Annotated in this window: 18 protein-coding genes; 4 read left to right on the plus strand and 14 right to left on the minus strand. The window is 66.6% G+C overall.

Going from position 1 to position 24,386, the window contains the following annotated elements; all coding sequences use genetic code 11:
• Positions 1–167: 167 nt before the first annotated feature.
• Complete coding sequence (locus E4T66_RS04145; protein ID WP_136847649.1) at positions 168–1,208, minus strand: hypothetical protein; 1,041 nt, start codon at positions 1,206–1,208, stop codon at positions 168–170.
• A gap of 113 nt (positions 1,209–1,321) precedes the next feature.
• Here E4T66_RS04145 and E4T66_RS04150 point away from each other — a divergent pair, with 113 nt between their 5' ends.
• On the plus strand, positions 1,322–1,921 hold the full coding sequence (locus tag E4T66_RS04150; RefSeq protein ID WP_136847650.1) for an NUDIX hydrolase: 600 nt from the start codon (positions 1,322–1,324) through the stop codon (positions 1,919–1,921).
• A 1-nt stretch (position 1,922) separates the two neighbouring features.
• Here E4T66_RS04150 and E4T66_RS04155 read toward each other — a convergent pair whose 3' ends face one another.
• The 3 genes from E4T66_RS04155 to E4T66_RS04165 form a co-directional block, all read right to left on the minus strand.
• On the minus strand, positions 1,923–3,899 hold the full coding sequence (locus E4T66_RS04155; RefSeq protein WP_136848054.1) for an acetyl-CoA carboxylase biotin carboxylase subunit: 1,977 nt from the start codon (positions 3,897–3,899) through the stop codon (positions 1,923–1,925).
• A gap of 34 nt (positions 3,900–3,933) precedes the next feature.
• Positions 3,934–5,478: a carboxyl transferase domain-containing protein gene (locus E4T66_RS04160; RefSeq protein WP_136848055.1), complete on the minus strand. Its 1,545-nt coding sequence runs from the start codon at positions 5,476–5,478 to the stop codon at positions 3,934–3,936.
• Between the two features lie 67 nt (positions 5,479–5,545).
• On the minus strand, positions 5,546–6,709 hold the full coding sequence (locus E4T66_RS04165; RefSeq protein ID WP_136847651.1) for an isovaleryl-CoA dehydrogenase: 1,164 nt from the start codon (positions 6,707–6,709) through the stop codon (positions 5,546–5,548).
• 149 nt (positions 6,710–6,858) lie between these two features.
• Between E4T66_RS04165 and E4T66_RS04170 the strand changes: the two genes are divergently transcribed.
• A complete protein-coding gene (locus E4T66_RS04170) occupies positions 6,859–7,518 on the plus strand; it encodes a TetR/AcrR family transcriptional regulator (RefSeq protein WP_136847652.1) in 660 nt (219 codons plus the stop codon).
• Position 7,519: 1 nt separating this feature from the next.
• On the opposite strand, the gene E4T66_RS04175 is transcribed toward E4T66_RS04170, so the two are convergent.
• The 8 genes from E4T66_RS04175 to E4T66_RS04210 form a co-directional block, all read right to left on the minus strand.
• A complete protein-coding gene (locus E4T66_RS04175; RefSeq protein WP_136847653.1) occupies positions 7,520–7,957 on the minus strand; it encodes a CoA-binding protein in 438 nt (145 codons plus the stop codon).
• A gap of 119 nt (positions 7,958–8,076) precedes the next feature.
• Positions 8,077–8,973, minus strand: a complete 897-nt coding sequence (locus E4T66_RS04180; RefSeq protein ID WP_136847654.1) for a fructose bisphosphate aldolase — start codon at positions 8,971–8,973, stop codon at positions 8,077–8,079.
• A 435-nt stretch (positions 8,974–9,408) separates the two neighbouring features.
• A complete protein-coding gene (locus E4T66_RS04185; protein ID WP_211242755.1) occupies positions 9,409–10,668 on the minus strand; it encodes a YncE family protein in 1,260 nt (419 codons plus the stop codon).
• A gap of 123 nt (positions 10,669–10,791) precedes the next feature.
• Entirely contained in the window at positions 10,792–12,219 is a 1,428-nt protein-coding gene (lpdA, locus tag E4T66_RS04190; protein ID WP_136847655.1) for a dihydrolipoyl dehydrogenase, read from the minus strand.
• Position 12,220: 1 nt separating this feature from the next.
• Positions 12,221–13,543 (minus strand): dihydrolipoamide acetyltransferase family protein, encoded by a 1,323-nt coding sequence (locus tag E4T66_RS04195; RefSeq protein ID WP_136847656.1) that lies wholly within the window; start codon positions 13,541–13,543, stop codon positions 12,221–12,223.
• Positions 13,544–13,546: 3 nt separating this feature from the next.
• Positions 13,547–14,560: an alpha-ketoacid dehydrogenase subunit beta gene (locus tag E4T66_RS04200; RefSeq protein WP_136847657.1), complete on the minus strand. Its 1,014-nt coding sequence runs from the start codon at positions 14,558–14,560 to the stop codon at positions 13,547–13,549.
• 12 nt (positions 14,561–14,572) lie between these two features.
• Entirely contained in the window at positions 14,573–15,802 is a 1,230-nt protein-coding gene (locus E4T66_RS04205) for a thiamine pyrophosphate-dependent enzyme (protein ID WP_136847658.1), read from the minus strand.
• 93 nt (positions 15,803–15,895) lie between these two features.
• Complete coding sequence (locus E4T66_RS04210) at positions 15,896–16,981, minus strand: Glu/Leu/Phe/Val family dehydrogenase (protein WP_136847659.1); 1,086 nt, start codon at positions 16,979–16,981, stop codon at positions 15,896–15,898.
• Between the two features lie 146 nt (positions 16,982–17,127).
• Here E4T66_RS04210 and E4T66_RS04215 point away from each other — a divergent pair, with 146 nt between their 5' ends.
• Positions 17,128–17,613, plus strand: a complete 486-nt coding sequence (locus tag E4T66_RS04215; RefSeq protein WP_136847660.1) for an Lrp/AsnC family transcriptional regulator — start codon at positions 17,128–17,130, stop codon at positions 17,611–17,613.
• A gap of 127 nt (positions 17,614–17,740) precedes the next feature.
• Positions 17,741–18,064, plus strand: a complete 324-nt coding sequence (fdxA, locus tag E4T66_RS04220; protein WP_136847661.1) for a ferredoxin FdxA — start codon at positions 17,741–17,743, stop codon at positions 18,062–18,064.
• Positions 18,065–18,131: 67 nt separating this feature from the next.
• Here fdxA and E4T66_RS04225 read toward each other — a convergent pair whose 3' ends face one another.
• Both E4T66_RS04225 and E4T66_RS04230 read right to left on the minus strand, forming a co-directional pair.
• Entirely contained in the window at positions 18,132–21,551 is a 3,420-nt protein-coding gene (locus tag E4T66_RS04225) for a UvrD-helicase domain-containing protein (protein ID WP_136847662.1), read from the minus strand.
• Positions 21,548–24,352, minus strand: coding sequence for a PD-(D/E)XK nuclease family protein (locus E4T66_RS04230; protein WP_136847663.1), 2,805 nt, complete (start codon positions 24,350–24,352; stop codon positions 21,548–21,550). The genes E4T66_RS04225 and E4T66_RS04230 overlap by 4 nt, the downstream gene beginning before the upstream one ends.
• Positions 24,353–24,386 lie beyond the last annotated feature (34 nt).

Here is a 24,386-nt window from a genome sequence, read left to right on the forward strand (position 1 = left end):
CCTACTCCTTCCTGCTGCTCAAACGAAACAAGCCCGCCGGCGGCGGGCTTGCGCTTCAATGCCGCATAGTCTAGGGCCAAACGCACACTGCGACAACGCGCGCTCAACCCTGCAAACCCATAAAAAAGGCGGCCCGCAGGCCGCCTTTTCCTGCAAACAAAATCCAATCAGATACGGAAATCGATACGCACACCGGCGTGATAGCCATAGATTCGTGCCGACGGCTGCGCGCGGTAGACCGTGCCACCGCCGCCGATGCGGATATCAAAGGACTCTGTGGTCAACACCGGCAGCTCAAAGTTCACGCCGAAGCTGGCCCCGCTCAAGGTTTCGGATTCATTGCCACGCTCGAGCTTGGTGCTGGCGTAGCCGATCGATGCGCCGACCTCGAGGAAGTCAAGCAATACCCCGGTCGGAACGAGGTACACACCGTAAAAGTTGGCGGTCGAGTACTCGTTGGAGGTTTCGTCGGCGCCCTGCCCATCGAAGCCGTACTGCACTTCCAGCCCGATCTTCTTGAACATGCGCACGCCGCCACGCACGCGGATCATGTTTGAATCAAGCTGGTCGCTACCGAACTTTGCCTTCAGCGTATCGTTGGAGAACGACGCCGTTGTCCAGGCATAGTCCGCACCCAGATACAGCGGAATCGGCTCGGCGGCCTCTTCTTCGCCTGTGCCACTGTCGTCCGATCCGTAACTGCCCTCGTCGGACGCAGATTCTGTAGCGTCGTAGCCGCCATCCGTACCGCTACCGCTGTCGTCGGACGAGAAGCTGTTGCCGTCTCCCGTATCGCTGCTGAAGCTGTTGGCATCGCTGCCGTCAGCAGAACCGGAGTCGCTGCTGAAACTGTTGGCATCACTGCCGTCGGTTGAAGCCGAATCGTTGCTGAAGCTGTTGGCGTCGGATCCGTCCGAGCTGAAACTGTTCGCGTCCGCAGCATCGGACGGCGCGCTGGCGTCATCAGCCACCGCTTCACTCGCGTCCGTCGCCGCATCCGAGCTGGCTGCCGCATCGGTCGTCTCATCCATCGCATCCGACGCCGGCGCTTCTTCCGCGGTCACCGACTCATCCGAAAAGCTATTGCCTTCCTGCGCGTCGGAATAGCTGTTGTCCTGCTGGTAATCCGCGCTGTCGCCGGCCGCATCTTGCGCAAATGCCGGCGCCGCCAGCGCCAGACCCAATACCCACACCCCGATCGTTTTCATCCTGTCCCCCATACGCGAAGCGCGCGGTTATGTTTGTAGTCAGAGCAAAATGTTCGCCGATTTCCGCGCGCGAATCCACTGTCGCGCTATAGTGAAGATGACAGACATTGCCTATGAATCCAGAGACTCGCTACTGCAACGCCTGCGGACACGCAGTTGAGTTCCGCATTCCCGCGGACGACCATCTGCCGCGCCATATTTGCCCGAGCTGCGGGCATGTGCAGTATCACAATCCCAAGGTCATTGTCGGCGTCATTCCCGAATGGCAGGACGGCCGGATTCTGATGTGTCGTCGCAATATCGAGCCCCGATTCGGTCTTTGGACCTTTCCGGCCGGATTCATGGAAATGAATGAGACCAGCGCAGCCGGCGCCGCACGCGAAGCGCGTGAGGAGTCCCTGGCCGAAGTCGACGTCGACACCTTGCTGATGGTCATCAACGTGCCCTATGTCAGCCAGGTCTACATGATTCACTGCGGCCGCATGCTGACTGATCACCACGGCCCGACGCCTGAAAGCTCGGAAGTCGTGTTGATGCGCGAAGACGAGATCCCTTGGGACGAAATCGCCTTCCCGACGATCTGGCACAGCCTCAAGCACTTCTTTGCCGATCGCGCCAACAACCGCCAGTTCGTCACGCACACGCTGGACCTGACCTACAAGCCACGCGCACCGCAGTTGCCGGAAGTTCCGGGCGACGATCCGTCCGCCTGAGTCAGGCGGACGCCTCGAACTCCAGCAACTCGGCACCGCCGGCGACCTGCTCGCCAACCGGATAGCGGAACGAGCGCACGACACCGGCTGACGGCGCGGTGATGGTGTGCTCCATCTTCATCGCCTCCAGCACCAGCAGCGGCGCACCCTTGTCGACCGGCACACCGACTTCGGCCAGCAGCGCGACGATCTTGCCGGGCATCGGCGACACCAGTCCGCCGTGCGCGTCGCTGTCCTCGCCGGCATGCGCCAGCGGATCGATTACGGTGAATACCGCACCGTGGATCGCGTCCGTGAACACATGCAGGCGCTCACCGTCCCGCACCACCGTCGCGAACTGCGGTTGTCCGTCAAGCTCGGCCAGCAGCTGGCCGTCATCGCGGCGCTCACCGCGCACCGCGCAGCGGCGCCCGTCCAGAGTCAGCACGTAGCCCTGCGCCGCGTAGTCGACCTGGATCGAGCGCTCTTCGCCACCATTGAGCAGCGTCAGCGTCCGGGTCTGCGCGCCGTTCATGCGCCAACCGTCGGCATGCCAGGGGGACGCCACGTCGCTGCGCGCCTGCTCGTCCAGCAGCTGCGCCAGGGCGGCCAGCTGCCATGCGGTTTCCGCAGCCGCCTGCGTCGGCGGGCACAGCTGCGCGAGCTGGCGCCCGATCAGGCCGGTGTCGAACTGGCCCTCGACGAAAGCCGGATGCGTCACCAGGCGTTCGAGAAAGCCGATGTTCGCCGTGACGCCGACGATGCGGCATTGCATCAGCGCCTGCGCCATGCGCTGCAATGCGCGTGGACGCGACTCGTCCCAGACGATCAGCTTGGCGATCATCGGATCGTAGTACGGCGTGATCTCGTCGCCCTGCTCGACACCGGTGTCGATGCGCACATGCGCGCTCTCGCGCGGCATGCCCAGATGCTGCAGCCGACCGATCGACGGCAGAAAGCCGGCGTCGGCGTCCTCGGCGTAGACGCGCACCTCGATGGCGTGCCCGTGGATCGCCAGCTCGTCCTGCGTCAGCGGCAGCGGTTGCCCCGCTGCGACGCGCAGCTGCCACTCGACCAAATCCTGGCCGGTGATCATCTCGGTCACCGGATGCTCAACCTGCAGGCGCGTGTTCATTTCCATGAAGAAGAACGCGCCGGAGCGGTCGACGATGAACTCCACCGTGCCGGCACCGACGTAGCCGACCGCGCGCGCGGCGTCGACCGCAGCCTTGCCCATCGCCGCACGGCGCTCGGCACTCATGCCCGGCGCCGGCGCTTCCTCGACCACCTTCTGATGGCGACGCTGCAGCGAACAGTCGCGCTCGAACAGGTGCACGACGGTCCCCTGCGTGTCGCCGAAGACCTGGATCTCGACGTGACGCGGCTCGAGCAGATACTTCTCGATCAGCACGCGATCGTCGCCGAAGCTCGACGCCGCCTCACGCTGGCATGAGGCCAGCGCCGCGGCGAAATCCTCACTGCGCTCGACCACGCGCATGCCCTTGCCGCCACCGCCGGCACTGGCCTTGATCAGCACCGGATAGCCGATCGCATCGGCCTGCTGCTGCAGCAATGCCGGCGTCTGGTCGTCGCCGTGATAGCCCGGCACCAGCGGCACGCCGGCCTGGGCCATCAACGCCTTGGCCGCGGACTTCGAGCCCATCGCATGAATGGCTGCCACCGGCGGACCGATGAAGACGATGTCCGCGGCCGCGCAGGCTTCGGCGAAGGCTTCGTTCTCGGACAGAAAGCCGTAGCCCGGATGGATCGCCTGTGCACCGGTCGCACGCGCCACCTCGATGATGCGCTCGGCCACCAGATAGCTCTCGCGCGCGGCCGCGGGGCCCACGCAGATCGCCTCGTCGGCCAGCCGCACATGCCGCGCGTGGCGATCGGCTTCGGAAAACACCGCAACCGTGCGGATGCCCAGGCGCCGGCAGGTCTTGATCACGCGGCAGGCGATCTCGCCGCGATTGGCGATCAGGATCTTGTCGAACATCGGTCGGGAATTGTTTGGAGTCGGGCTCATGCGATCACATCCGGAAGATGCCGAACTCGGTCGGCTCGATGGGTGCGTTGAGCGAAGCGGACAGTGCCAGCGCCAGCACGCGACGCGTCTGCGCCGGGTCGATCACGCCGTCGTCCCACAACCGCGCCGAGGCGTAGTACGGGTGACCCTGATGCTCGTACTGCTCACGGATCGGCGCCTTGAACGCCTCCTCCTCTTCGACAGGCCAGTCCTGGCCCTTGGCTTCGTAGCCGTCGCGCTTGATCCGCGACAGCACGCTCGCGGCCTGCTCCCCGCCCATCACCGAGATGCGCGCGTTCGGCCACATCCACAGGAAGCGCGGCGAGTACGCACGCCCGCACATGCCGTAGTTGCCGGCACCGAAGGAGCCGCCGATGACGACGGTGAACTTCGGCACCTTGGCGCAGGCCACGGCCGTGACCATCTTGGCGCCGTGGCGCGCGATGCCTTCGTTCTCGTACTGGCGACCGACCATGAAGCCGGTGATGTTCTGCAGGAACAGCAGCGGAATACCGCGCTTGGCGCACAGCTCGATGAAGTGGGCGCCCTTCTGTGCCGACTCCGAGAACAGGATGCCGTTGTTGGCGACGATGCCGATCGGATAGCCGTGCAGATGCGCGAAGCCACAGACCAGCGTCGTCCCGAAGCGCGCCTTGAACTCGTCGAACTCCGAGCCGTCGACCAGACGCGCGATCACTTCGCGCACGTCGAAGGGCTTGCGCGTGTCGACCGGAATCACGCCGTACAACTCTTCGGCCGGATACAGCGGATCAATCGGCGCGCGCACGGTCAGCTTGCCCTGCTTGCTCCAGTTCAGATTGGCGACGATGCGCCGCACCTGCGCCAGCGCATGGTGATCGTTCTCAGCCAGATAATCGGCCACGCCGGAGATGCGCGTGTGGACGTCGCCGCCACCCAGGTCCTCGGCAGTCACCACCTCGCCGGTCGCCGCCTTCACCAGCGGCGGTCCGCCCAGGAAGATCGTGCCCTGCTCGCGCACGATGATGGTCTGGTCCGACATCGCCGGCACATAGGCACCGCCGGCGGTGCACGAGCCCATCACGCAGGCGATCTGCGGCATGCCCTGCGCCGACAGATTGGCCTGGTTGTAGAAGATGCGCCCGAAGTGATCGCGGTCCGGAAACACCTCATCCTGCATCGGCAGGAAGGCGCCACCGGAATCCACCAGATAAATGCACGGCAGACGATTCTGCTGCGCAATCTCCTGTGCTCGCAGATGCTTCTTCACCGTTATCGGGTAATAGGAGCCGCCCTTGACCGTGGCGTCGTTGGCCACGATCAGCACCTCGACGCCCTCGACCCTGCCAATGCCGGCGACGACGCCGGCGCAAGGCACGCCGTCGTCGTACATGTTCAGCGCTGCCAGCGGCGCGATCTCCAGGAACGGCGAGCCCGCATCGAGCAGCGCGTCGATACGCTCACGCGCCAACAGCTTGCCGCGCGCGGTGTGCTTGGCGCGTGCCGATTCGGAACCGCCCTGGGCGATGCGTGCTGCCTGCGCGCGCAGATCGTCCACCACCGCCTGCATGGCCGCCGCGTTGCGGATGACCTCTTCGCTGCGCGGATCCAGCTTCGACTTCAGTACGGTCACGGGCTTACACCGTCTCGCCGAACAGTTCGCGGCCGATCAGCATGCGGCGGATCTCCGAGGTGCCGGCGCCGATCTCGTAGAGCTTGGCGTCGCGCCACAGGCGGCCGGTCGAGAACTCGTTGATATAGCCGTTGCCGCCCAGCGCCTGGATCGCCTGTCCGGCCATCCACGTCGCCTTCTCGGCCGAATACAGGATCGCGCCGGCGGCATCCTTGCGCGTGGTCTCGCCACGGTCGCAAGCCTTGGCCACCGCATACACATAGGCGCGGCAGGCATTGAAGCCGACGTACATGTCGGCGAGCTTGCCCTGCATCAACTGGAACTCGCCGATGCTCTGACCGAACTGCTTGCGGTCGTGCACGTACGGCACGACGACGTCCAGACAGGCGGCCATCAGGCCGAGCGGACCGCCGGACAGCACCACCCGCTCGAAGTCCAGGCCCGACATCAGCACGTTGACGCCGCGACCGACACTGCCGAGCACGTTCTCTTCCGGCACCTCGCAGTTCTCGAACACCAGCTCACAGGTGTTGGAGCCGCGCATGCCGAGCTTGTCGAGCTTCTGCGCGGTCGAGAAGCCCGCAAATCCCTTTTCGATGATGAACGCCGTGATGCCGCGCGAACCGGCAGAGACGTCGGTCTTGGCATAAACAATCAGCGTGTCCGCGTCCGGACCGTTGGTGATCCACATCTTGTTGCCGTTGAGCACGTAGCGGCCGCCCTGCTTGTCCGCACGCAGCTTCATCGACACCACGTCGGACCCAGCGCCGGGCTCCGACATCGCCAGCGCACCGATGTGCTCGCCGCTGATCAGCTTGGGCAGATATTTCTGCTTCTGCGCCTCGCTGCCGTTCTTGCGCAGCTGGTTCACGCACAGGTTCGAGTGCGCACCATAGGACAGACCGATCGAGCCCGATGCGCGCGAGATTTCTTCCATCGCCACCACGTGCGCGAGATAGCCGAGGTTGGTGCCGCCATATTCCTCCTCGACCGTCAGCCCCAGCACACCCAGATCGCCAAGCTTTCGCCACATCGCCAACGGGAACGCGTTGCTGCTGTCGACCTCTGCTGCGATCGGCGCGATCTCGCGCTCGGCGAACTGGCGCACTGCCTCGCGCAGCAGATCGATGTTTTCGCCCAGATCGAAATTCAGGGATGGCAGATGCATCGGAGGCTCCTTCAGGGGGTGACGTTGCGGCGTATTGGGTTTGCGGCAGCGGCCATCCGGCCGCGTGCGCCTCATTCGGAAGCGGCAGTCTAGTCGGCCGCCTCATATTTGTGAAGCACAATTCACTTTTTGAAAGTAGAATCACCGAAATGCGCAACTACAAACGATCCCCGCTGATGGAGGAGCGGCTGGCAGCCAACCGCCAGCGCATTCTCGACGCCGCACGCACGCTGGTTGCGCGCGGCGGGCTGCGCGAGGCACAAATCGGCGCGGTGGCGGCTGAGGCCGGGCTCTCCAGCGGCGCGATCTACCGCTACTTTCCGTCCAAGGCCGAACTGTTCGTCGACGTGTTGACCGAAGCCGTGCGGCAGGAGATCGAAATCCTCGACGCCATCGCGGCCGGCCCCGGCACCGCGACTCAACGCCTGACCCTGGCGGTCGAATCCTTCGTGCGCCGCGCGCTGCGCGGTCCCAACCTCGCCTACGCGTTCATCGCCGAACCGGCCGAAGCCGAAGTCGATGCCGCACGCATCCGCTGCCGCATGATGTTTGGCGACGTGTTCAAGCGACTGTTGAAGGAAGGCATCGCCGCCGGCGAGTTTCCGGCACAGAACGTCGACGCCAGCGCGGCGTGCATTGTCGGCGCCTACACTGAAGCGCTGGTGGGGCCGATCGCCCCGGCAACACGCAGCACGCGCAGCCAGGATCGACTGATCGAATCGGTACGGGATTTCTGTGTACGCGCAGTCGGTGTTTCCGCGCCCATCACGCCTACAGCGCGAACGCGCAAATCAGCGGCAAAAGGCTGAATCAGCGCGTCGCGCGGTAGCGACGGTAGTCCACCATCAGGCAGCGGTCCTGCACCACCGCGATGCCAGCCCTGGCCAGCACCTCGGCCGCGGCATCATTACGGATGCCCTGCTGGAACCAGACGGCACCCGGGCGCTTGGCGAGGATGTCATCCAGATGCTGGGGAATGTCTTCGGCGCGGCGAAAGACATCGACCAGATCGACCTCACCCGGAATGTCGACGAGCCTGCGGAACACCGGCTGACCCAGAATGTGCGTCACGTCCGGGTAGTACACCGGCACCGGCACGATCTCCAGCCCGGCTTCGGCCAGGTCCTCTGCCACATAGAACGCTGGCTGGTTCGCCTGGGCCTCGGTCTTGACGCCCAGTACAGCGACCCGCCGGACCCGCCCCAGCAGGGCATTGAGACCGGAATCGCTCTCGATGATCCCACCCATGCCATTTTCCTCCACTCAGGGCGCCATCCCCGCACTGTGCAGGGATAGGCAGCCCAAATGAATCGGGGACGGCGTTGGAGCCGTCCCCGATGACGCAGTGCCGTGCGGCAACGGCGTCCTCAGGCGGTTTTCACCGTCGATGCGACAAAAATCTCGTCAATGGCAGACGCCAGCGCGGCATTGAACTCGTCGTCACTCATCTGGTAGCGCAGATCTTCCAGCAACGCGCGGCTGAAGCTGGCAATGATGCCCTTGTTCTTGGCCAGTTCGACGCAGGCTTCCGGGCGCTTGTAACCGCCGGACAGCGCGACCACGCGCAGCACACGCGGGTGCTTGACCAAAGGATCGAACAGGCCCGACTGAACCGGCAGCGACAGCTTCAGCATCACCCGATTTGTACCCGGCATCGCGTCCAGCGCCTTGAGCAGTTCCTCCAGCAGAATCTGGTCGGCTGCAGCCCGTTCCGGACTCTTGATGTTCACTTCCGGCTCGATGATCGGCACCAGACCGGCGGCCAGCACCTGCTGCCCGACCTCGAACTGCTGCTTGACCACAGAGGCGATGCCTGCGCGGTTGGCGAGATTGATGACCGAACGCTCCTTGGTGCCAAAAACGCCCAGCGCCTTCGAGCGCTTCAACAGCACGTCCAGCTCCGGCATCGGCTTGAGCACCTGCACGCCGTCCTTTTCGTCCTCAAGACCTTTGTCGATCTTGATGAACGGAACGACGCCGCGCTCGATCAGCGCAGCCGGAACCGACTTGCCGTCGGCGGTGCCGTCCATCGTGCGTTCGAACAGGATCGCGCCCAGCACCTTGTCACCGCTGAATGCCGGCGAGGTAATGATGCGCGTGCGCATCTGGTGAATCAGGCCGAACATCTCTTCCTCGCTCGACCAAGCCCCCTCGTCGACGCCATAGCCCTTCAAGGCCTTCGGCGTCGAGCCGCCGCTCTGGTCGAGCGCTGCGATGAAACCAGCTCCGCTGGCGATCTTGTTCATCATGTCCTGGTACTGCATGTCATCCACCTCTGTCAGGGCTTGGGGCGGTATTCCCGGCTATTGCATGAAACCCGAACAACCTGCGCCCGATCTCGGCTTCCATTGCCGGAAGCCGCTTCGCCATTGCGCACGTCGCTCGAAGAGCCATATATCGTAACGCGCGCGGGCGGTTCAGCCCACTTTGGCGGTGGAAAAAATCGTCGAAAAACCTCTTCCGGACAGGCTCTTGAGCCAACATCGACAATCGCCCTACCGGGACTGCAAGGAACGGGGAGTTGCGCAAGCGGATGGCCGCACATTGGCCGCGGCCCGGACTCGCACCGGATCAACACCGCACGCGCAGGTCGCAAACGAGCCCGGCACCGAATTGAGCGACCCTGCGAACCCTGCGGCAGTCTGCACAGTGATCACGGGCGACGACGGTGCACTCGTCGCCCGCGCATCACCCCGGCATCAATCGAATAGCGTGCGATCCAGCTGCGCCGTGCGCGCACGCTGCGGATGGTCGCCGACCGGGAAGCGCGCGACTTCCTTCTCCGAGTCGTAGGAGATGACCGAAATGGTGTCGTCGCCAGCGACCGAGACATAGCAGTACTTGCCATCCTGGCTGCTGGTCGCCCAATACGTCGTGGCGCCCAGCGGATGCAGTGTGTACTCAAAAGTGTCACGAGAAACGATGGCGGCATAGTCGGACATGGTGCCGGCCACACACAGCTTGGTGCCGGCGCCGTTCATCGCCAGGCCATGGTGCGCCGAATCCAGCAGGTACTCGTCGCGACGCAGACCCGCGGCCTTCTCGCTCAGCGGCAACTCGGCCACACGCGTGACCTTGTCGGTCTCGAGGTCGTATTCCACGAAGCCGTGGAAGAATGACACCTGCACGTAGACAAAGCGCTCGTCGGGCGAGATCGCCATCGGTCGCACCGCCGAACTCATGTCCGGATAGCCCGCCTCCGCGAGCTTCTGCCCCATGTCGATCCGGCGCAGAACCTGCAAGGTTTCGGCATCGACGATCTGGAAGTAGCGATCACCCTTGGTCGTGCTCATCAGCGGTGAATCCAGCGGCGTATAGACGGTGCCGATGCTGGCGTGGAAGATCCGCTTGCCGTCGTGCGAATAGTTGTTCTCATGCGGCGAGTCGCCGGATTCGAATTCACCAACGATCTTTCCAGTCGCGGTGTCGATCATGTGCACGACATTGGCGGTCGATGCCGAAACTGCCAGCCGCGTGCCGTCCGGCGAGATCGCCATGTGATCCGAGCGCTGACCCGCCACCGGCGTGCGCCAGAGGATCTCGCCGCTATCGATATCGATCGCGACAACGTCCGCCAGGCTCGGCCGCGACACGAACAAGGTGCGGCCATCCTTGGACGCAAACAGATCGTCGACCAGCTGATCATGGCCTTCGCCGATCAGCTGGCGGATCGCCAGGTAATAGCCCAGGCGCACCGGATTGAGGTAGATCTCGGCCTTGCGCTCTTCCAGGTCCGGCACGATGTTGATGCGCTTGAGGTTCTGATAGCCGGGCACGCTGATGATGTCGGCGGTGCCATCCCAGTTGTTGCCGACCAGCAGCACTTCAACCTTGCCACCCGCCGTGCTGCCTGCGGTACCCACCGCGTCGACACTGCTGCCTTCGCCGCAACCGTTCAGCAGCCCGAGCACAGACACAACGACAAGACCTGCAGCGATTCTGGCGCGCAACACGGACATCCCCTTCTCGGCTTTCCAAAGTGGACGCGCATGCTGGCGGCTGGCGCTGGCAGCATCAAGCCGCGCCGATGGTAATTTCACCCCTATCGCACGGGGTAATTTCGGCCCATCGACGGCAAGGGCTCAGATGTGGATCGCGTGTCCCAGCGCAGCCATCGCTGCCTCGGGGAACGTCTCGCTCATTGTCGGATGCGCATGGATCGTGCCGACAATGTCTTCAAGCACCGCACCCATCTCGATGGCCAGCGCGAATTCGCCTGACAGCTCCGAGGCGTGCGCGCCGACCGCCTGAATGCCAATGACCTGATGCGTGTCCGCGCGCGCAACCACGCGCACGAAGCCGCCATCGGCGCCGGCTTGCATCGTCAGCGAGCGGCCGTTGGCGGCAAACGGAAACTGGCCGGTGACGATCTCGAGGTGCTGAGCGCGGGCCTGATCCGGCGACAGCCCGACCGCGACGATCTCGGGCTCGGTGAAGCACACCGCGGCAATGGCATTGGGCTCGAAGGCGCGACGACGGCCGGCGATGATCTCGGCAACCATCTCGCCCTGTGCCGACGCCTTGTGCGCGAGCATCGGCTCCCCCACCAGATCACCAATCGCCCAGACGTTGTGCATCGACGTGCGGCATTGCGCATCGACCCTGACGAACGGCCCGTTCATGTCGACGGCCATCTGCTCCAGGCCCCAGCCCTGCGTGTTCGGCCGCCGGCCTATCGCGACCAGCAGCTTGTCGCAATCCAGTGTCTGCGGCGCCGCATCGCCGCTCTGCACCGTCAGGGAGACACCAGCGTCCCCCTGCTCGACGCCCAGGGCCTTCGTGCTCAGGTGCACGGCCACGCCGTGCTGCTTCAACCACTGCTCGACCGGACGCACCAGCGCCGCGTCATAGGTCGGCAGAATGCGGTCCATCGCCTCGACGAAGCGGACCTCCACCCCGAGCTTGGCGAAGGCGATGCCCATCTCCAGCCCGATGTAGCCGGCGCCAACGACGACCAAACGCTGCGGCAGCTCGGCCAGCGACAGGGCCTCGGTCGAGGAGATCACATCGCCGCCGAGCGGCAGCTGCGGCAACGCGGCGCTGACCGAGCCGGTCGCCAGGATCACATGCTCGGCGTGAATCAGGGTCTGAGCATCCGGGGTTTCGCCATCCTCCCCTTTCACGACGCAGGTCTTGGCGTCGGAGAACTGCACCCAGCCGTGCACCACACGGACCTTGGCTTTCTTCAACAGGCCGGCAACGCCGCCACTGAGGCGGTCGACAATGCCGTCCTTCCACTGCACCGCTTCGGTCAGATCGAACTGCGGCGGCGCGGACAGGCGGATGCCCAGATGCGGGGCCGCTGCGTGCCGCTGCAGGTCGGCGTACTTCGTGGCGACATGGATCAGTGCCTTGGACGGAATACAGCCGCGGATCAGACAGGTGCCACCCAGCCGGTCGGCCTCGACCAGCGTGGTCTCCAGCCCGAGCTGGCCGGCGCGGATCGCGGCGACGTAGCCGCCGGGACCGCCGCCGACGACGAGAACCTGCGTTCGGATCGACGCGCCCATCTCAGACGCCCTCCATGAACAGGGTCGCAGGATGCTCCAGCGCGGACTTCACCGTCTGGATGAACTCGGCGGCGTCATAGCCGTCGACAATGCGGTGATCGAAGGACGAGGACAGATTCATCATCAGCCGCGGCACCAGCTGGCCACGTTGATACATCGGGCGTTCGACCATCTTGTTGACGCCGATGATCGCAACCTCCGGCGCATTGATCACCGGCGTCGAGACGATGCCGCCGAGCGCGCCGAGACTGGTGATGGTGATGCTCGAACCGCTCAGTTCCTCGCGCGCCGCCTTGCCGCTGCGCGCGGCATCGGCGAGCCGACGGATTTCCGCTGCCATCTGCCAGACGTCCAGCGTTTCGGCGTGACGCAGCACCGGCACCACCAGGCCGTTCGGGGTCTGCGTGGCCACGCCACAGTGCACTGCCGCATAGCGCCGCACGGTGCCGGCTTCGTCGTCATAGGTCGCGTTGATCTGCGGATAGCGCGGCAACACCTGCACCAGCGCCCGCAGCAGGAACGGCAGCAGGCTCAGCTTCGGCTGATCGTCGCGACGCATCGCATTCAGGTGCGTGCGCAGCGCCTCCAGCTCGGTGACGTCGATCTCCTCGACGTAGGCGAAATGCGGAATGCGCTGCTTGGCCCGCTGCATCGCCTCGGCGATCTTGCGGCGCAGACCGATGACCTTGATCTCCTCGACGGCGGTCCGCGGCGCCAGCGGCGCGCGACCAGCACCGGGTCGCGCGGCTTCGCGGGTTTCCAGATAGGCATCCAGATCCGCATGCGTGATGCGTCCGGCCGCGCCGCTGCCGGAAACGTACGGCAACTCGACCCCCAGCTCGCGCGCACGCTGACGTACCGCCGGAGATGCCAGCGGCTTGTCGCCGGGTTTGCGTAGTACCGGTGCCGCCGTCACCGCCGATGCCCTCCGCTTCGATGGCGCCGGAGTCGCTTCAGGCCCCGCCGAAACTTTAGTTGGTGGCGCACTGGACGGTGCTGCGGCCGCGGGTTTCGCTGCCTCAGGCAGCGGTGCGGCGACTTTGCTGGCTGCACCTGTCTTGCCCGCGGAAACGTTGCCTTGCCCGTCAACCTCCAGCGTCACCAGAGCCGAGCCGACGGCGATCATGTCCCCCGCCTGCCCATGTAATTCCACCACCGTGCCGGTCACCGGCGACGGCAGTTCGACCGCGGCCTTGTCGGTCAGCATGTCGACCAGCGGCTGGTCCTCGCTGACCACGTCGCCGACGGCGACGCGCCAGGTCGCGATCTCGGACTCGGCGATGCCTTCACCGATGTCGGGCAATTTGACGATATGACGACCCATCGCTCAGCCCTCCATCACGGCGGTGATCGCACGCGTGACGCGCTGCGGCCCGGGAAAGTATTCCCACTCGAACACATGCGGATACGGCGTGTCCCAGCCGGTGACGCGCTGGATCGGCGCCTCCAGGTGGTAGAAGCAGTGCTCCTGCACCAGCGCCGACAGTTCCGCGCCGAAGCCGCTGGTGCGCGTGGCCTCGTGCACGATCACGCAGCGGCCGGTCTTCTTCACCGATTCGACGATGGTGTCGATATCGATCGGCAGCAGCGAGCGCAGATCGATCACCTCGCCGTCGACACCCGCCTCCTCGACCGCGGCCAGACACACATGCACCATCGTGCCGTAAGCCAGCAAAGTCACATCGTTGCCTGGACGCGCAATCGCAGCCTTGCCCAGGTCGATGCGGTAATAGCCTTCCGGCACCTCGCCCTGCGGATGCTTGGACCACGGCACCAGCGGCTTGTCATGATGGCCGTCGAACGGACCGTTGTAGATACGCTTGGGCTCGAAGAACATGACCGGATCGTCGTCCTCGATCGCCGCGATCAGCAGCCCCTTGGCGTCATAGGGATTTGACGGCATCACCGTCTTCAGCCCGCAAACATGCGTGAACACGCCCTCGGGCGACTGGCTGTGGGTCTGCCCGCCGAAGATGCCGCCGCCGCAGGGCGCACGTACGGTGATCGGCGCCCAGAACTCGCCGCCGGAGCGATAGCGCAGGCGCGCCGCTTCGGACACCAACTGATCGAAGGCCGGGTAGATGTAATCGGCAAACTGGATTTCGGCGACCGGCCGCAGGCCGTAGACGCCCATGCCGATCGCGGTGCCGAGAATGCCGCCCTCGGCGATCGGCGTGTCGAACACGCGGGTCTTGCCGTACTTCTTCTGCAGGCCCGCGGTGCAGCGGAACACACCGCCGAAGTAGCCAACGTCCTCGCCGAAGATCACCACGTCGTCGTCGCGACCGAGCATCACGTCGAGCGCCGAGTTGATCGCCTGAATCATGTTCATCGTTGCCATGGCGATCGTCCTTCAGTAACCCATTTCCTGGCGCTGCTTGATCAGATGCGGCGGCATCTCCTTGAACACGTCATCGAACATCGAGCGCGGACTGTCCGGCGGTGTCGACAGGGTGCCGTAGCTCTCGGCCTCCTTCAGGTCCGCCCTGACCTGCGCATCCAGCTCGGCAGCCAGCTGCGTGTGCTGATCCACGCTCCATTCACCGATGCCGATCAGATGGCGCTTCAGTCGTTCGATCGGATCACCCAGCGGCCAGCGTGCGCTTTCGCTCTGAGGTCGATACGCGGAAGGATCGTCGCTGGTCGAATGCGCATCGGCGCGATAAGTGAACAGCTCGATCAGGGTTGGGCCGTGGTTGCTGCGCGCGCGCTCGGCCGCCCAGCGCGTAACGGCGTAAACGGCGAGAAAGTCATTGCCGTCTACGCGCAGGCCTGGAACTCCGTAGCCAATCGCACGGTCCGCGAACGTTGCACGCTCACCGCCGGCGATGCCCTGGAACGCGGAAATCGCGTACTGGTTGTTGACGACGTTCAGGATCACCGGCGCCTGATACACGCTGGCGAAGGTCAGCGCGTGATGAAAGTCCGGCTCCGCCGTCGTGCCCTCGCCGACCCAGCTTGCGGCAATGCGCGTGTCGCCCTTCATCGCCGAGGCCATCGCCCAACCCACCGCCTGCGGATACTGCGTACCGAGGTTGCCGGAGATCGAGAAAAAACCTTTCTCGCGCACCGAATACATGATCGGCAGTTGCCGGCCTTTCAGGCGATCGCGGGTGTTGTTGAAGATCTGGCACATCATGTCGACCAGCGAATGCCCGCGCGCCACCAGCAGACCCTGCTGGCGGTAGCTGGGAAACAGCATGTCGTTGTCGTCCAGTGCGTAGGCCTGCGCCACCGCCACCGCCTCTTCGCCGGTGGACTTCATGTAGAACGAGGTCTTGCCCTGCCGTTGCACGCGCAGCATACGATCGTCGAACACGCGGGTCAGCATCATCGCGCGTAGACCGCTGCGCAGCGCCTCAGCGTCGAGGTCCGGCGTCCAGTCGCCGACGGCCCGGTCATGGTCGTCGAGCACGCGGATCAGACCGTCGGCGTAGTCACGCAGATCGCGCGCGGGCGCGTCGACAGCCGGGCGCGCCTGCGTTCCCGCCAAGGGGATTTTCAGGCCGGAGAAATCCGGCTCGTCTCCAGGCCGCGCCGGCGGCTCGGGAATGTGTAGCGACAAGCGACGACCGATACTCATTGCCCTGCTCTCCTCTTGAGGCACCGCAGACTGCTTGTATTAAACACCCGTGGGCGATACCGCAGTAGCGCCGCGGATGAAAGGTTTCTGTCGTCAGGCGGCGGCGCGCATCGTGCTGCGATGCATCCGCGCCGCTTCCTCGATGCGACGGCGTGCCAGCTCATCGGCAATGCGATGCGTCGGCACGCCAAGCTCGTTCGCACGATCGAAGATGTCCAGCAGCGACTGCTCGATACCTGCGACCTTGGCCATGACCGCCGCCTCGTCCATCGACTGCAGGTACTCGGCGCCGGCGTTGATGATGCCGCCGGCATTGATCACGTAGTCCGGGGCGTACAGGATGCCGCGCTCGCGCAGGCGCTCGCCGTCGGCATCGGTGGCGAGCTGGTTGTTGGCCGCGCCGGCAACAATCCGGGTCTGCAGTTGTGGAATGCTCTCGGCATTCAGGATCGCTCCGAGTGCGCAGGGCGCCAGCACGTCCACCGGCGCGAACAGAATGCGGTCGACCCCCAGCGTCTCGGCGCCAAACTGCGCCCGCGCCCGCTCGACGGTCTGCGCATTCAGATCGGCAACGACCAGCCGGGCGCCGGCAGCATGCAGCAGCTCACACAGATGCCAGCCGACGTGCCCCAGGCCCTGCACCGCGATGCGCAAACCGGCCACGTCATCGCGGCCCAGCTGCGCACGCACCGCGGCGCGGATCCCGCAGAACACGCCATACGCCGTTTTCGGCGAGGGGTCGCCACCGGCGCTGCCGTCGTCGCGCTGCGACAGACCACAGACATGACGTGTGCGCCGCGCCACCGCTTCCATATCGGCCACGCTGACGCCGACGTCCTCGGCCGTCACATACCGCCCGCCGAGCTGATCGACCACGCGCCCGAAGGCTTCGAACAGCGCCGGCGTTGGCACACGCTGCGGGTCACGCAGGATCACCGCCTTGCCGCCGCCCAGCGGCAGCCCTGCCACGGCATTCTTGTAGCTCATGCCGCGCGACAGGCGCAGCGCGTCGGTCATCGCCGCATCGGCGCTGGCGTAGCTCCACAGGCGGCAGCCGCCGGCCGCAGGGCCGAGCGCGGTCGAATGCACAGCGATGATCGCGCGCAGCCCACTCTCTGCGTCGTGGAAGCAATGCACGCCCTCGTGGGCATCGAATGCGGGTGAATCGAACACGCTCATGGACATCGGACTCCGACCGGGCGCAGCAAGGATGCGAAACAGTCCGATTAGTCTAGAAATGAAATCAGGGAATTTCGTTCTTTTGTATTTGAATTAGGTCACATAAACGGAATAATGTTCCGGATTCATGCATTAATTCGAAACAAATGAAGATCCGTCTCGACGCGCTGGACGTGCGCATCCTCAACCTGATCCAGCGCGACACAATGCTGGCCGTTGCCGACATCGCCGAGCGCGTGGCCTCATCCAAGACCGTCGTCTGGCGTCGCATCCAGAAGCTGGTCGACGCCGGCGTGATCCGCGAGCGCGTGGCCATCCTCGACCATCACAAGGTCGGCCTGCGCATCATGGTGTTCGCGCACGTGAAGATGTCGCGTCACAATCGCGACGCGCTGCCGACCTTTCTGGATGCCGTCGCCAGGCTGGCGCCGGTCATCGAGTGCCACACCCTGATGGGCGATGTCGACTTCCTGCTGAAGATCGTCGTGCCCAGCGTCGAGGACTACGAGCACTTCGTCTGGCAGAAGCTGTCGCAGATCGAGGGTGTGCAGGAGATCAGCTCCTCGATCTCGATGAGCCAGAGCATCAACACCACGAGTCTGCCAATCCGCGTCACCGCAACGGACGAGTGAGCTGGGCATCTCTCGGTCTATGCTCGGCACCGGCCCTGGATGCCGTCGCCGTGATCCTTATTCGTCATCGCGTCGTCACGATGGTTTAGACTACGCGCCCTAACTGGCCCCGATTTCAGAGTGCGTCATGACGTTTGTCGTTACCGAAAACTGCATCAAGTGCAAGTACACCGACTGCGTGGAAGTCTGCCCGGTCGACTGCTTCCATGAAGGTCCGAATTTCCTCGTGATCGATCCGGAGGAGTGCATCGACTGCACCCTGTGCGAGCCCGAGTGCCCGGCCGAGGCAATCTTCGCCGAGGACGACGTGCCCGAAGATCAGGCGCATTTCACCGAAATCAACGCCACCCTGACCAAGGAATGGCCGGTCATTACCGAGCGCAAGGAACCGCTGGCGGACGCCAAGGAGTGGGACGGCAAGCCGGACAAGCTGGCACTGCTGGAACGCTGATCGCCAACGCCTGAACCCAGGCGCGCTGCCCACGGCAGCGCGCCTTTTTCATGTCCGGCGGCCGGCGTCAGTCCGGCAGCTCGATCCAGCGCAGTGCCGGATCCTCGATCAGCGGCAGATACAGCGCCGCCCGCACCGGTCGCCCGCCCGCCCCGGCCTCCAGCCGGCGCAGCGCCGTGCAATACGCGCGCAGCTGCCCGCTGTAACGCTCCAGCTCCTGGCGCACGAAGCCGGCAACATCACCCCCCTCGTGCGTACTGGTCTTGAAGTCGACGATCCAGTGCACGCCGTCATCGACGAAACTGCGGTCGATCACCAGCCGCCGCGGCACCGCGTCCAGTACTGCCGTCACCGCGTACTCGCTGCGCGCGCCTTCCAGACGGCGGTCCAGCAGGCGCCGACCGCGCGGATCGGCCAGCAGATTCGCCAGCGCCGCCTGCACGCGTTGCGCCGCGGAATCGCAGCGCGCCGCCGGCACCCCCTCGTGCTGCAGATCATCCGACAGCAGCGGCAACACGCCGGCGCAGCGCTCAGGTGTCCAGGTATCGATATCGTCCTCGGCGATCAGCTGCGCCCAGCGGTGAAACACCACGCCGACGCTGCGCGCCAGCTCGCCGGCCCAGTCGAAGCGCAGTGCTTCGCCGCCGCCGCTGGTGACGGCCTCGACCAGCGGCAGCCCTGCCGCCGGGAGGGGCAACTCGAAGCCGCTGCGCCGGCGCAGCGGCGGTACCGGACGATCCGTGCCCCCCGCAACGGACGACGCGACGTCGCCGGCCTGCGCGGCCGCACGCTCGAACTGGGCCGCCACCGCCGGCCACAGCCGCGCCAGCAGGCTGCGCGCGGTCGGCGCGCGCACGCTGACGGCCCCGTCATCCTTGCCGACCTGACGCCGGACCTCGCCGAACAGGTGCAGCTGGCGGCGTGCACGCGTCGCCGCCACATACAGCAGGCGCGCATCCTCGAACTGCTGCTTGCCGGACTCGATGCCACGCACGAAGTCGAACGCGGGATCGCGCTCGTCGCCGCGCGCATGCACCGGCGCCAGCAGCAGGCGGCTTTCACCGAGCACATCGGTCAGGTGTGCCCAGGCCAGCAGCGGCTGGTCATCACTGCGCGTGCCGCGCGCGAGGCCGGGCACGATCACCGTGTCGAATTCCAGCCCCTTGGATTTGTGGATGGTCATCAGGCTGACGCCGCCATCGGACGCCGGATCGGGGCTGGCCTTGAGCTGCGCCAGCGCCAGATCCAGCTGATCGAAATCGTCCAGCACCGCGCCAGGCGCGAGCTGCTGCAGGCAGTCGAAGAACACCGCAGCGTCGGCCAGTGCGCCGGCATCGCCGGCACAGCCCGGCCCGCCGAGCGCGACCCAGGTTGCCTCGATCCAGCGCCGCAGCGGACGCCGCCCCTGTTCGGCCAGCGCGGCGTCGATCACCGCCAGGGTCCGTTGCAGGCGCTCGGCGCCATCGACGCTGAGCCGCGCCAGGCGCTCGGGATCGCGCAGCGCCGCGAGCAGGCTCTGCGACGCCGGCAGTTCGCCGGCCAGCGCATACAGATCGGCCAGCACCAGTCCGCACCATGGCGCGCGCAGCAGCGCCAGCCACGCGCTGCGATCCATCGGATGCAGCAGCGCCCAGGTCAGTGCGCGCAGATCCTCGATCACCGGCCGTTCGGCCAGACTCTCGATGTCGACCGCGCGATAGTTGATGCCGGCGGCGCGCAGGCGCGGCGCGATCTCCAGCAGATGTCCGCGTCCCCGCACGAGGATCGCAATCGAACCGTCCGGGGCGGCGGCGCGCGCCGCGCGCACCCGCTCCACCACCCATTCAGCTTCCTGCGCCGGACCCGCGTCGATCAGCGGGTGCACGGTCACGCCGCAGTCGCCCTCGGGATCGGGCTGGGTCGCGATCGCCGCGCTGTACGGCACCGCACTGCGATTCAGATCGGCCTGCGCCGGCAGCACCCGCGCGAACGCGTCATTGACCCACGCCACCACCGCCGCGCAGGAGCGGAAGTTGCAGCGCAACCGCAGCGGATGCAGCCGCAGGTTGCCGATGCCATCGCGCCAGGCACGCAGATACAGGCCGACGTCGGCTTCCCGAAACCGGTAAATGCTCTGCATCGGATCGCCGACGACGAACAGCGTGCGGCCGTCGCCCTCGCTCCAGCCGGCGGTCAGCCGCAGCAGCAACTGCCACTGCCCCTCCGAGGTGTCCTGGAACTCGTCGACCAGCAGATGCTGCACGCGATAGTCCATGCGCAGCGCCAGTTCACTCGGCGCCTCGGCGTCGCCCAGCGCCGCCACCGCCTGCCCGGCGATCTCGGCAAAGTCGACCTCGCCCCGCGCAGCGAACACCAGCCGCAACTGCGCCGCCGTCAGCAGCAGCGTATCCAGCAGCGCCTCCAGCACCGCCCACTGCGCATCGGAATACTGCGGCTGCGGCAGGCCGCGCAGCGCGTCCAGCAGCGCGTCGAGCCCGTCGACCTGCGCCAGCGCCTCGATCAGCGCCAGATGATCCTGTTTGCGCTGCTGCGGCTCGCCCTTGCCGGCCGGAAAACCGTTCTTGACGTTGACGGTCTTGCGCCAGGTTCCGGTGCCGGTCAGCACCAGATCGACCAGGGCATGCCATTGCGGCAAGGCGGCCGCGCCCACCTCCGGCCAGCCGTCGGCGCCGAGCCGGCGCAGCGGATGCCGTGCATCCTCCGGCGCCAGCGTCTGCGCCGCGTACGCCGCGGACTCGCACCAGGCCAGACGCAGCGACTCGGGCACGGCCTGGGCCGCGCGCTGCACGGCGTCGGTGACCACCCAGTCCAGCGCCGCCTCCAGCGCCTCGCGCGGCCGCTGCGCGCGCTGCTCGCGCGTGACCAGCCGCAGCCACTGATCACGCCGCGGCAGCAGATTGACCAGCTGCTGTTCGAGGGTGCCGCTGCGATTGTCGAAATGCCGCAGCACGCGCGCGACCGGCTGCGCCATCGGGCTGTCGGCATCCAGCAGATCCAGCACCGCACGCGCCGCCTCGCGGTACAGCGGCTCGGCAAATTCTGTCACCGCGACACGCCCCCCGAATCCGGAGGTCAATGGGGATTGCTGCGTGATCTGCGCGCACAGCGAATCGATGGTGACGATGCGCAGCCGCTGCGGCGTGTCCTGCAGGCGCCACTGGCGCGCCTGCGAGCGCTGCAGCACCGCACGCGCCAGCGTCCAGGTCTTGCGCGCATGCGCCGACGCCGGCGGCTCGGCATCCATCGCACGGCTGATCGCGCCGAACACGCGATGCCGCATCTCCGCCGCGGCCTTGCGCGTGAACGTCATCGCCACGACTTCCTCGGGCTCGTCGACCGTCGCTAGCAGCGCGAGCAGACGCTGTGTCAGAAGCTCGGTCTTGCCCGAGCCGGCCGGCGCCTGGACGATGAAGCTGCGCGACGGATCGAGCGCGGCCTCGCGCTCGGCGGCGTCGGCAATCGCATCCCGCTGCGGATCGGCGCTCATGCCAGCACCTCCGCATCGTCGTCGAAGGCGGCGCCGGGCTGCGCCTCATGGATGCGGCACAGCGCATGCAAAGTGCAGTCGCGGCACGACTGCCGCGTGTGCTTGGGCGTGACGCTAGCCAAGCCCCGGCGCACCTCGTCGGCCACGGTCTCCAGCTCGCCGCGCCAGCGCCCCATCAGACCGTCCCAGCTGCTGGCGTCCTTGGTCTCGTTGATCTGCGCATAGCCCTTGATGCCGGGCACGCGCTCGGCATCGTCGGCAATGCCGTCCAGGCCGAGCTGTCCCTGCACCAGCCGCCCGTAGGCCACCGCGCGCGTGTCCGCCCGCGTCAGCGCATAGATCAGCAACTGCGGCTCCTCCGGACGACCGTCGTGCCACGGCAACGGCCGCCTGGCGCCGGTCTTGTAGTCGATCACCAGCTGCGCGCCGTCTTCGAGGCGGTCGACGCGATCCGGACGCAGCCGCAACAGCAGCTCGCCGAAGCGCACCAGCTGGGCATCCCCCTGCGCGGCCTCCGGCGCGTCCACCGTGCTGCCCTCGATCAGTTCGACGATGAACGGCGGGCGTTCGCGCTCCAGCTGCAGCCAGTCGTGCAGCAAGTTCCGCAGACGCTCGGCCTCGAGCCGGCGCAGGCCATTGCCGAGCCGCTGCGGGGCGATCCGCTGCAGCCGCTCCAGCTCGGCATCGACCGCGGTACCCACCTGCTGCGCCTGCGCGTCGTCACTCAGCGCCAGCAGCCCGGCCTGTGTGCGCAGCTGGCGCCAGATCGTCTCCAGGCTTCGATGCACCAGCTCGCCGCGATCGATCGGCGACAGGCCATGCCCCGGCTGTTCGAGCGCACGCGCGCCGAGCCGATGCGTGGCAAAGGCGCGAAACGGGCAGCGCGCCTGATCGCCGAGCAGCCGGGCGCCCCCGGGCACCGCGGCGTCCGGGCGCGGCGCCGGCGCATAGGCATCGGCGCGGGTCTCGATCTCCACCACGGCGCGCTGCGCGATCCACGCGGGCGGCAGCCCGCTCGCATCCAGCGGCTCGGCCTGCGCCGCCTCGTCCCGGATCAGCGGACTCGGCGACAGCGGCCGCTCGCCGTCCATCGCCGCCCAGCTGAAGACGACCTCGGACGCCGCCGCACGCCATCGCGTGGTCATGCGCTCGGCCCAGGCCAGCTCGTGCGCGGTCGACGCGTGCGGCATGCCGTGCTGGCGCTGCAGCGCAAACGGAATGAAGGGATTCGGCCGCCCGCCCGGCGGCCAGCGCTCGTCATCCAGGCCCAGCACCCACAGCGCATCGAAGGTCTGGCCCTGCGCCTCCAGCGCACCGAGCACCTGGATCCGCACCGGCGGCGTCTGCGGCTGGAACACCCGGCCCTGCGCCAGCACCTGCAGCTGGTGCAGCGCGCCGGACGCCGGCACCGCCCCAAGCACGCCGCCGAGCGCGCCCAGAGCGCCGAGCAGCTCGCGCCAGGCCTGCACCGCCTGATAGTCGATGCTGTCGAGCGCGCGCGGCCCGGGCCAGCCGGCCAGATCCAGCCAGGCACTAAAGCGCTCCGACCAGTCGGCCGGGTCAGCCCGACCGGCCTGCGCGCGTGCGGCCTGCAGCTTGCGCAGACGCTGCGCCAGCGCGCCCGATCCGGCCGACTCGGGCAGCACCCGCAGCAGCGTATTCAGGTCCACGCGCAGATGGCCGTCCTCACGCAGCCGGCGATCCAGCTCGGCGCGCTGCAGGCGCTCGCTGTCCGCAGTTTCATCCGCCTCGATGGTCCCGCGCTGACCCCAGTACGACGAGCACAGCAGACTGCCGGCCGCCGCCAGATCCAGCCCCTCTACGCACAGGCGCAGCAGCTGCAGCGCGCATTGCACCAGTCCCAGTTGCGGCAGCGCCTCGCCGAGACTGAAGTTGTAGGGCCGCTGCGCACGCCCCGGATTCAGGCTGTCCAGGCTCGGGCACAGCGTCTGGTCGAACACGCGCTGCAGATCGGCGCGGCGCGCGCCCAGATCCGGCACCACCACGCCGATGCGCGCATCCGGCTCGCGCAGCGCGGTCTCGCGCACCCACTGCGCACAGGCGCGCAGCTCCTGCGCGGCATCCGCCGCCACCGCAGCGCGCGGCGTGGCACGGGGCTGCGGCTCGGCCAGTCGCTGCAGACGACACCCGCGCGCCTGCAGCGCCGACCACACCTGGCGTTGCCACGGCGGCGGCGCGTCGAACCCAGCCAGCACCAGCTGTGCCGGCAACCCGGCATCAGCGGCCAGCGCGGCGATCTGCTGCGCCCGGGCGGCGCCGCCATCGACACGACCGATGCGTTCGCAACGAAGACGGTAGGCCTCGGCCCAGGTATTGAAGCGTTCAACGTCCGCGGTCGCCGCCGGCAGCGGCAAGGAGAGATGGAAGTCCTGACACATCCGCCAGGCCTGCGCCGCGAGCTGCGCCGCCTCGGACGGCCGCAGCAAGACCTGCTCACCGGGGGACTCGGCCACCACCAGACGCCACAACAGGTCGGACTCAGCGTCACTGAGCACCGCCCGAGCATGCTCGCCATCCCGCCAGCGGCGCCGCAGGCTACGCGCCGCGGACTCGCGCAGCAGGGTCTCGGGCGCCAGCATCGTCGGCGTCGGCCAGGCTTCGCAGCCGCGTGCGATCTGCCAGCGCCCGTACGCGTCCTGCAAGTGCTGCGCCAGACGGCTGCCGCTACACAGCACCCAGGTCGATTCCGCGTCGGCGGACAGTTGCTCGAACAGCGCCGTGCGCGCGATCGGCGGCAGCGTGTCGTAGGGCACCTCGGCGAAGGATTCGGTTGGACTCACGGCGACAGTGCGGGAGACAGATCGTCAATGGAAG

Origin of the sequence: Sinimarinibacterium arenosum (genome assembly GCF_005047655.1) — a bacterium.
Classification (GTDB): Bacteria; Pseudomonadota; Gammaproteobacteria; order Nevskiales; family Nevskiaceae; genus Solimonas.

Bases quoted from the DNA above. Each gene is read 5' to 3' on its own strand.
- E4T66_RS04145 (WP_136847649.1), bottom strand. From the start codon at position 1,208: ATGAAAACGATCGGGGTGTGGGTATTGGGTCTGGCGCTGGCGGCGCCG.
- E4T66_RS04150 (WP_136847650.1), top strand. From the start codon at position 1,322: ATGAATCCAGAGACTCGCTACTGCAACGCCTGCGGACACGCAGTTGAG.
- E4T66_RS04155 (WP_136848054.1), bottom strand. From the start codon at position 3,899: ATGTTCGACAAGATCCTGATCGCCAATCGCGGCGAGATCGCCTGCCGC.
- E4T66_RS04160 (WP_136848055.1), bottom strand. From the start codon at position 5,478: ATGCAGGCGGTGGTGGACGATCTGCGCGCGCAGGCAGCACGCATCGCC.
- E4T66_RS04165 (WP_136847651.1), bottom strand. From the start codon at position 6,709: ATGCATCTGCCATCCCTGAATTTCGATCTGGGCGAAAACATCGATCTG.
- E4T66_RS04170 (WP_136847652.1), top strand. From the start codon at position 6,859: ATGCGCAACTACAAACGATCCCCGCTGATGGAGGAGCGGCTGGCAGCC.
- E4T66_RS04175 (WP_136847653.1), bottom strand. From the start codon at position 7,957: ATGGGTGGGATCATCGAGAGCGATTCCGGTCTCAATGCCCTGCTGGGG.
- E4T66_RS04180 (WP_136847654.1), bottom strand. From the start codon at position 8,973: ATGCAGTACCAGGACATGATGAACAAGATCGCCAGCGGAGCTGGTTTC.
- E4T66_RS04185 (WP_211242755.1), bottom strand. From the start codon at position 10,668: ATGTCCGTGTTGCGCGCCAGAATCGCTGCAGGTCTTGTCGTTGTGTCT.
- lpdA (WP_136847655.1), bottom strand. From the start codon at position 12,219: ATGGGCGCGTCGATCCGAACGCAGGTTCTCGTCGTCGGCGGCGGTCCC.
- E4T66_RS04195 (WP_136847656.1), bottom strand. From the start codon at position 13,543: ATGGGTCGTCATATCGTCAAATTGCCCGACATCGGTGAAGGCATCGCC.
- E4T66_RS04200 (WP_136847657.1), bottom strand. From the start codon at position 14,560: ATGGCAACGATGAACATGATTCAGGCGATCAACTCGGCGCTCGACGTG.
- E4T66_RS04205 (WP_136847658.1), bottom strand. From the start codon at position 15,802: ATGAGTATCGGTCGTCGCTTGTCGCTACACATTCCCGAGCCGCCGGCG.
- E4T66_RS04210 (WP_136847659.1), bottom strand. From the start codon at position 16,981: ATGAGCGTGTTCGATTCACCCGCATTCGATGCCCACGAGGGCGTGCAT.
- E4T66_RS04215 (WP_136847660.1), top strand. From the start codon at position 17,128: ATGAAGATCCGTCTCGACGCGCTGGACGTGCGCATCCTCAACCTGATC.
- fdxA (WP_136847661.1), top strand. From the start codon at position 17,741: ATGACGTTTGTCGTTACCGAAAACTGCATCAAGTGCAAGTACACCGAC.
- E4T66_RS04225 (WP_136847662.1), bottom strand. From the start codon at position 21,551: ATGAGCGCCGATCCGCAGCGGGATGCGATTGCCGACGCCGCCGAGCGC.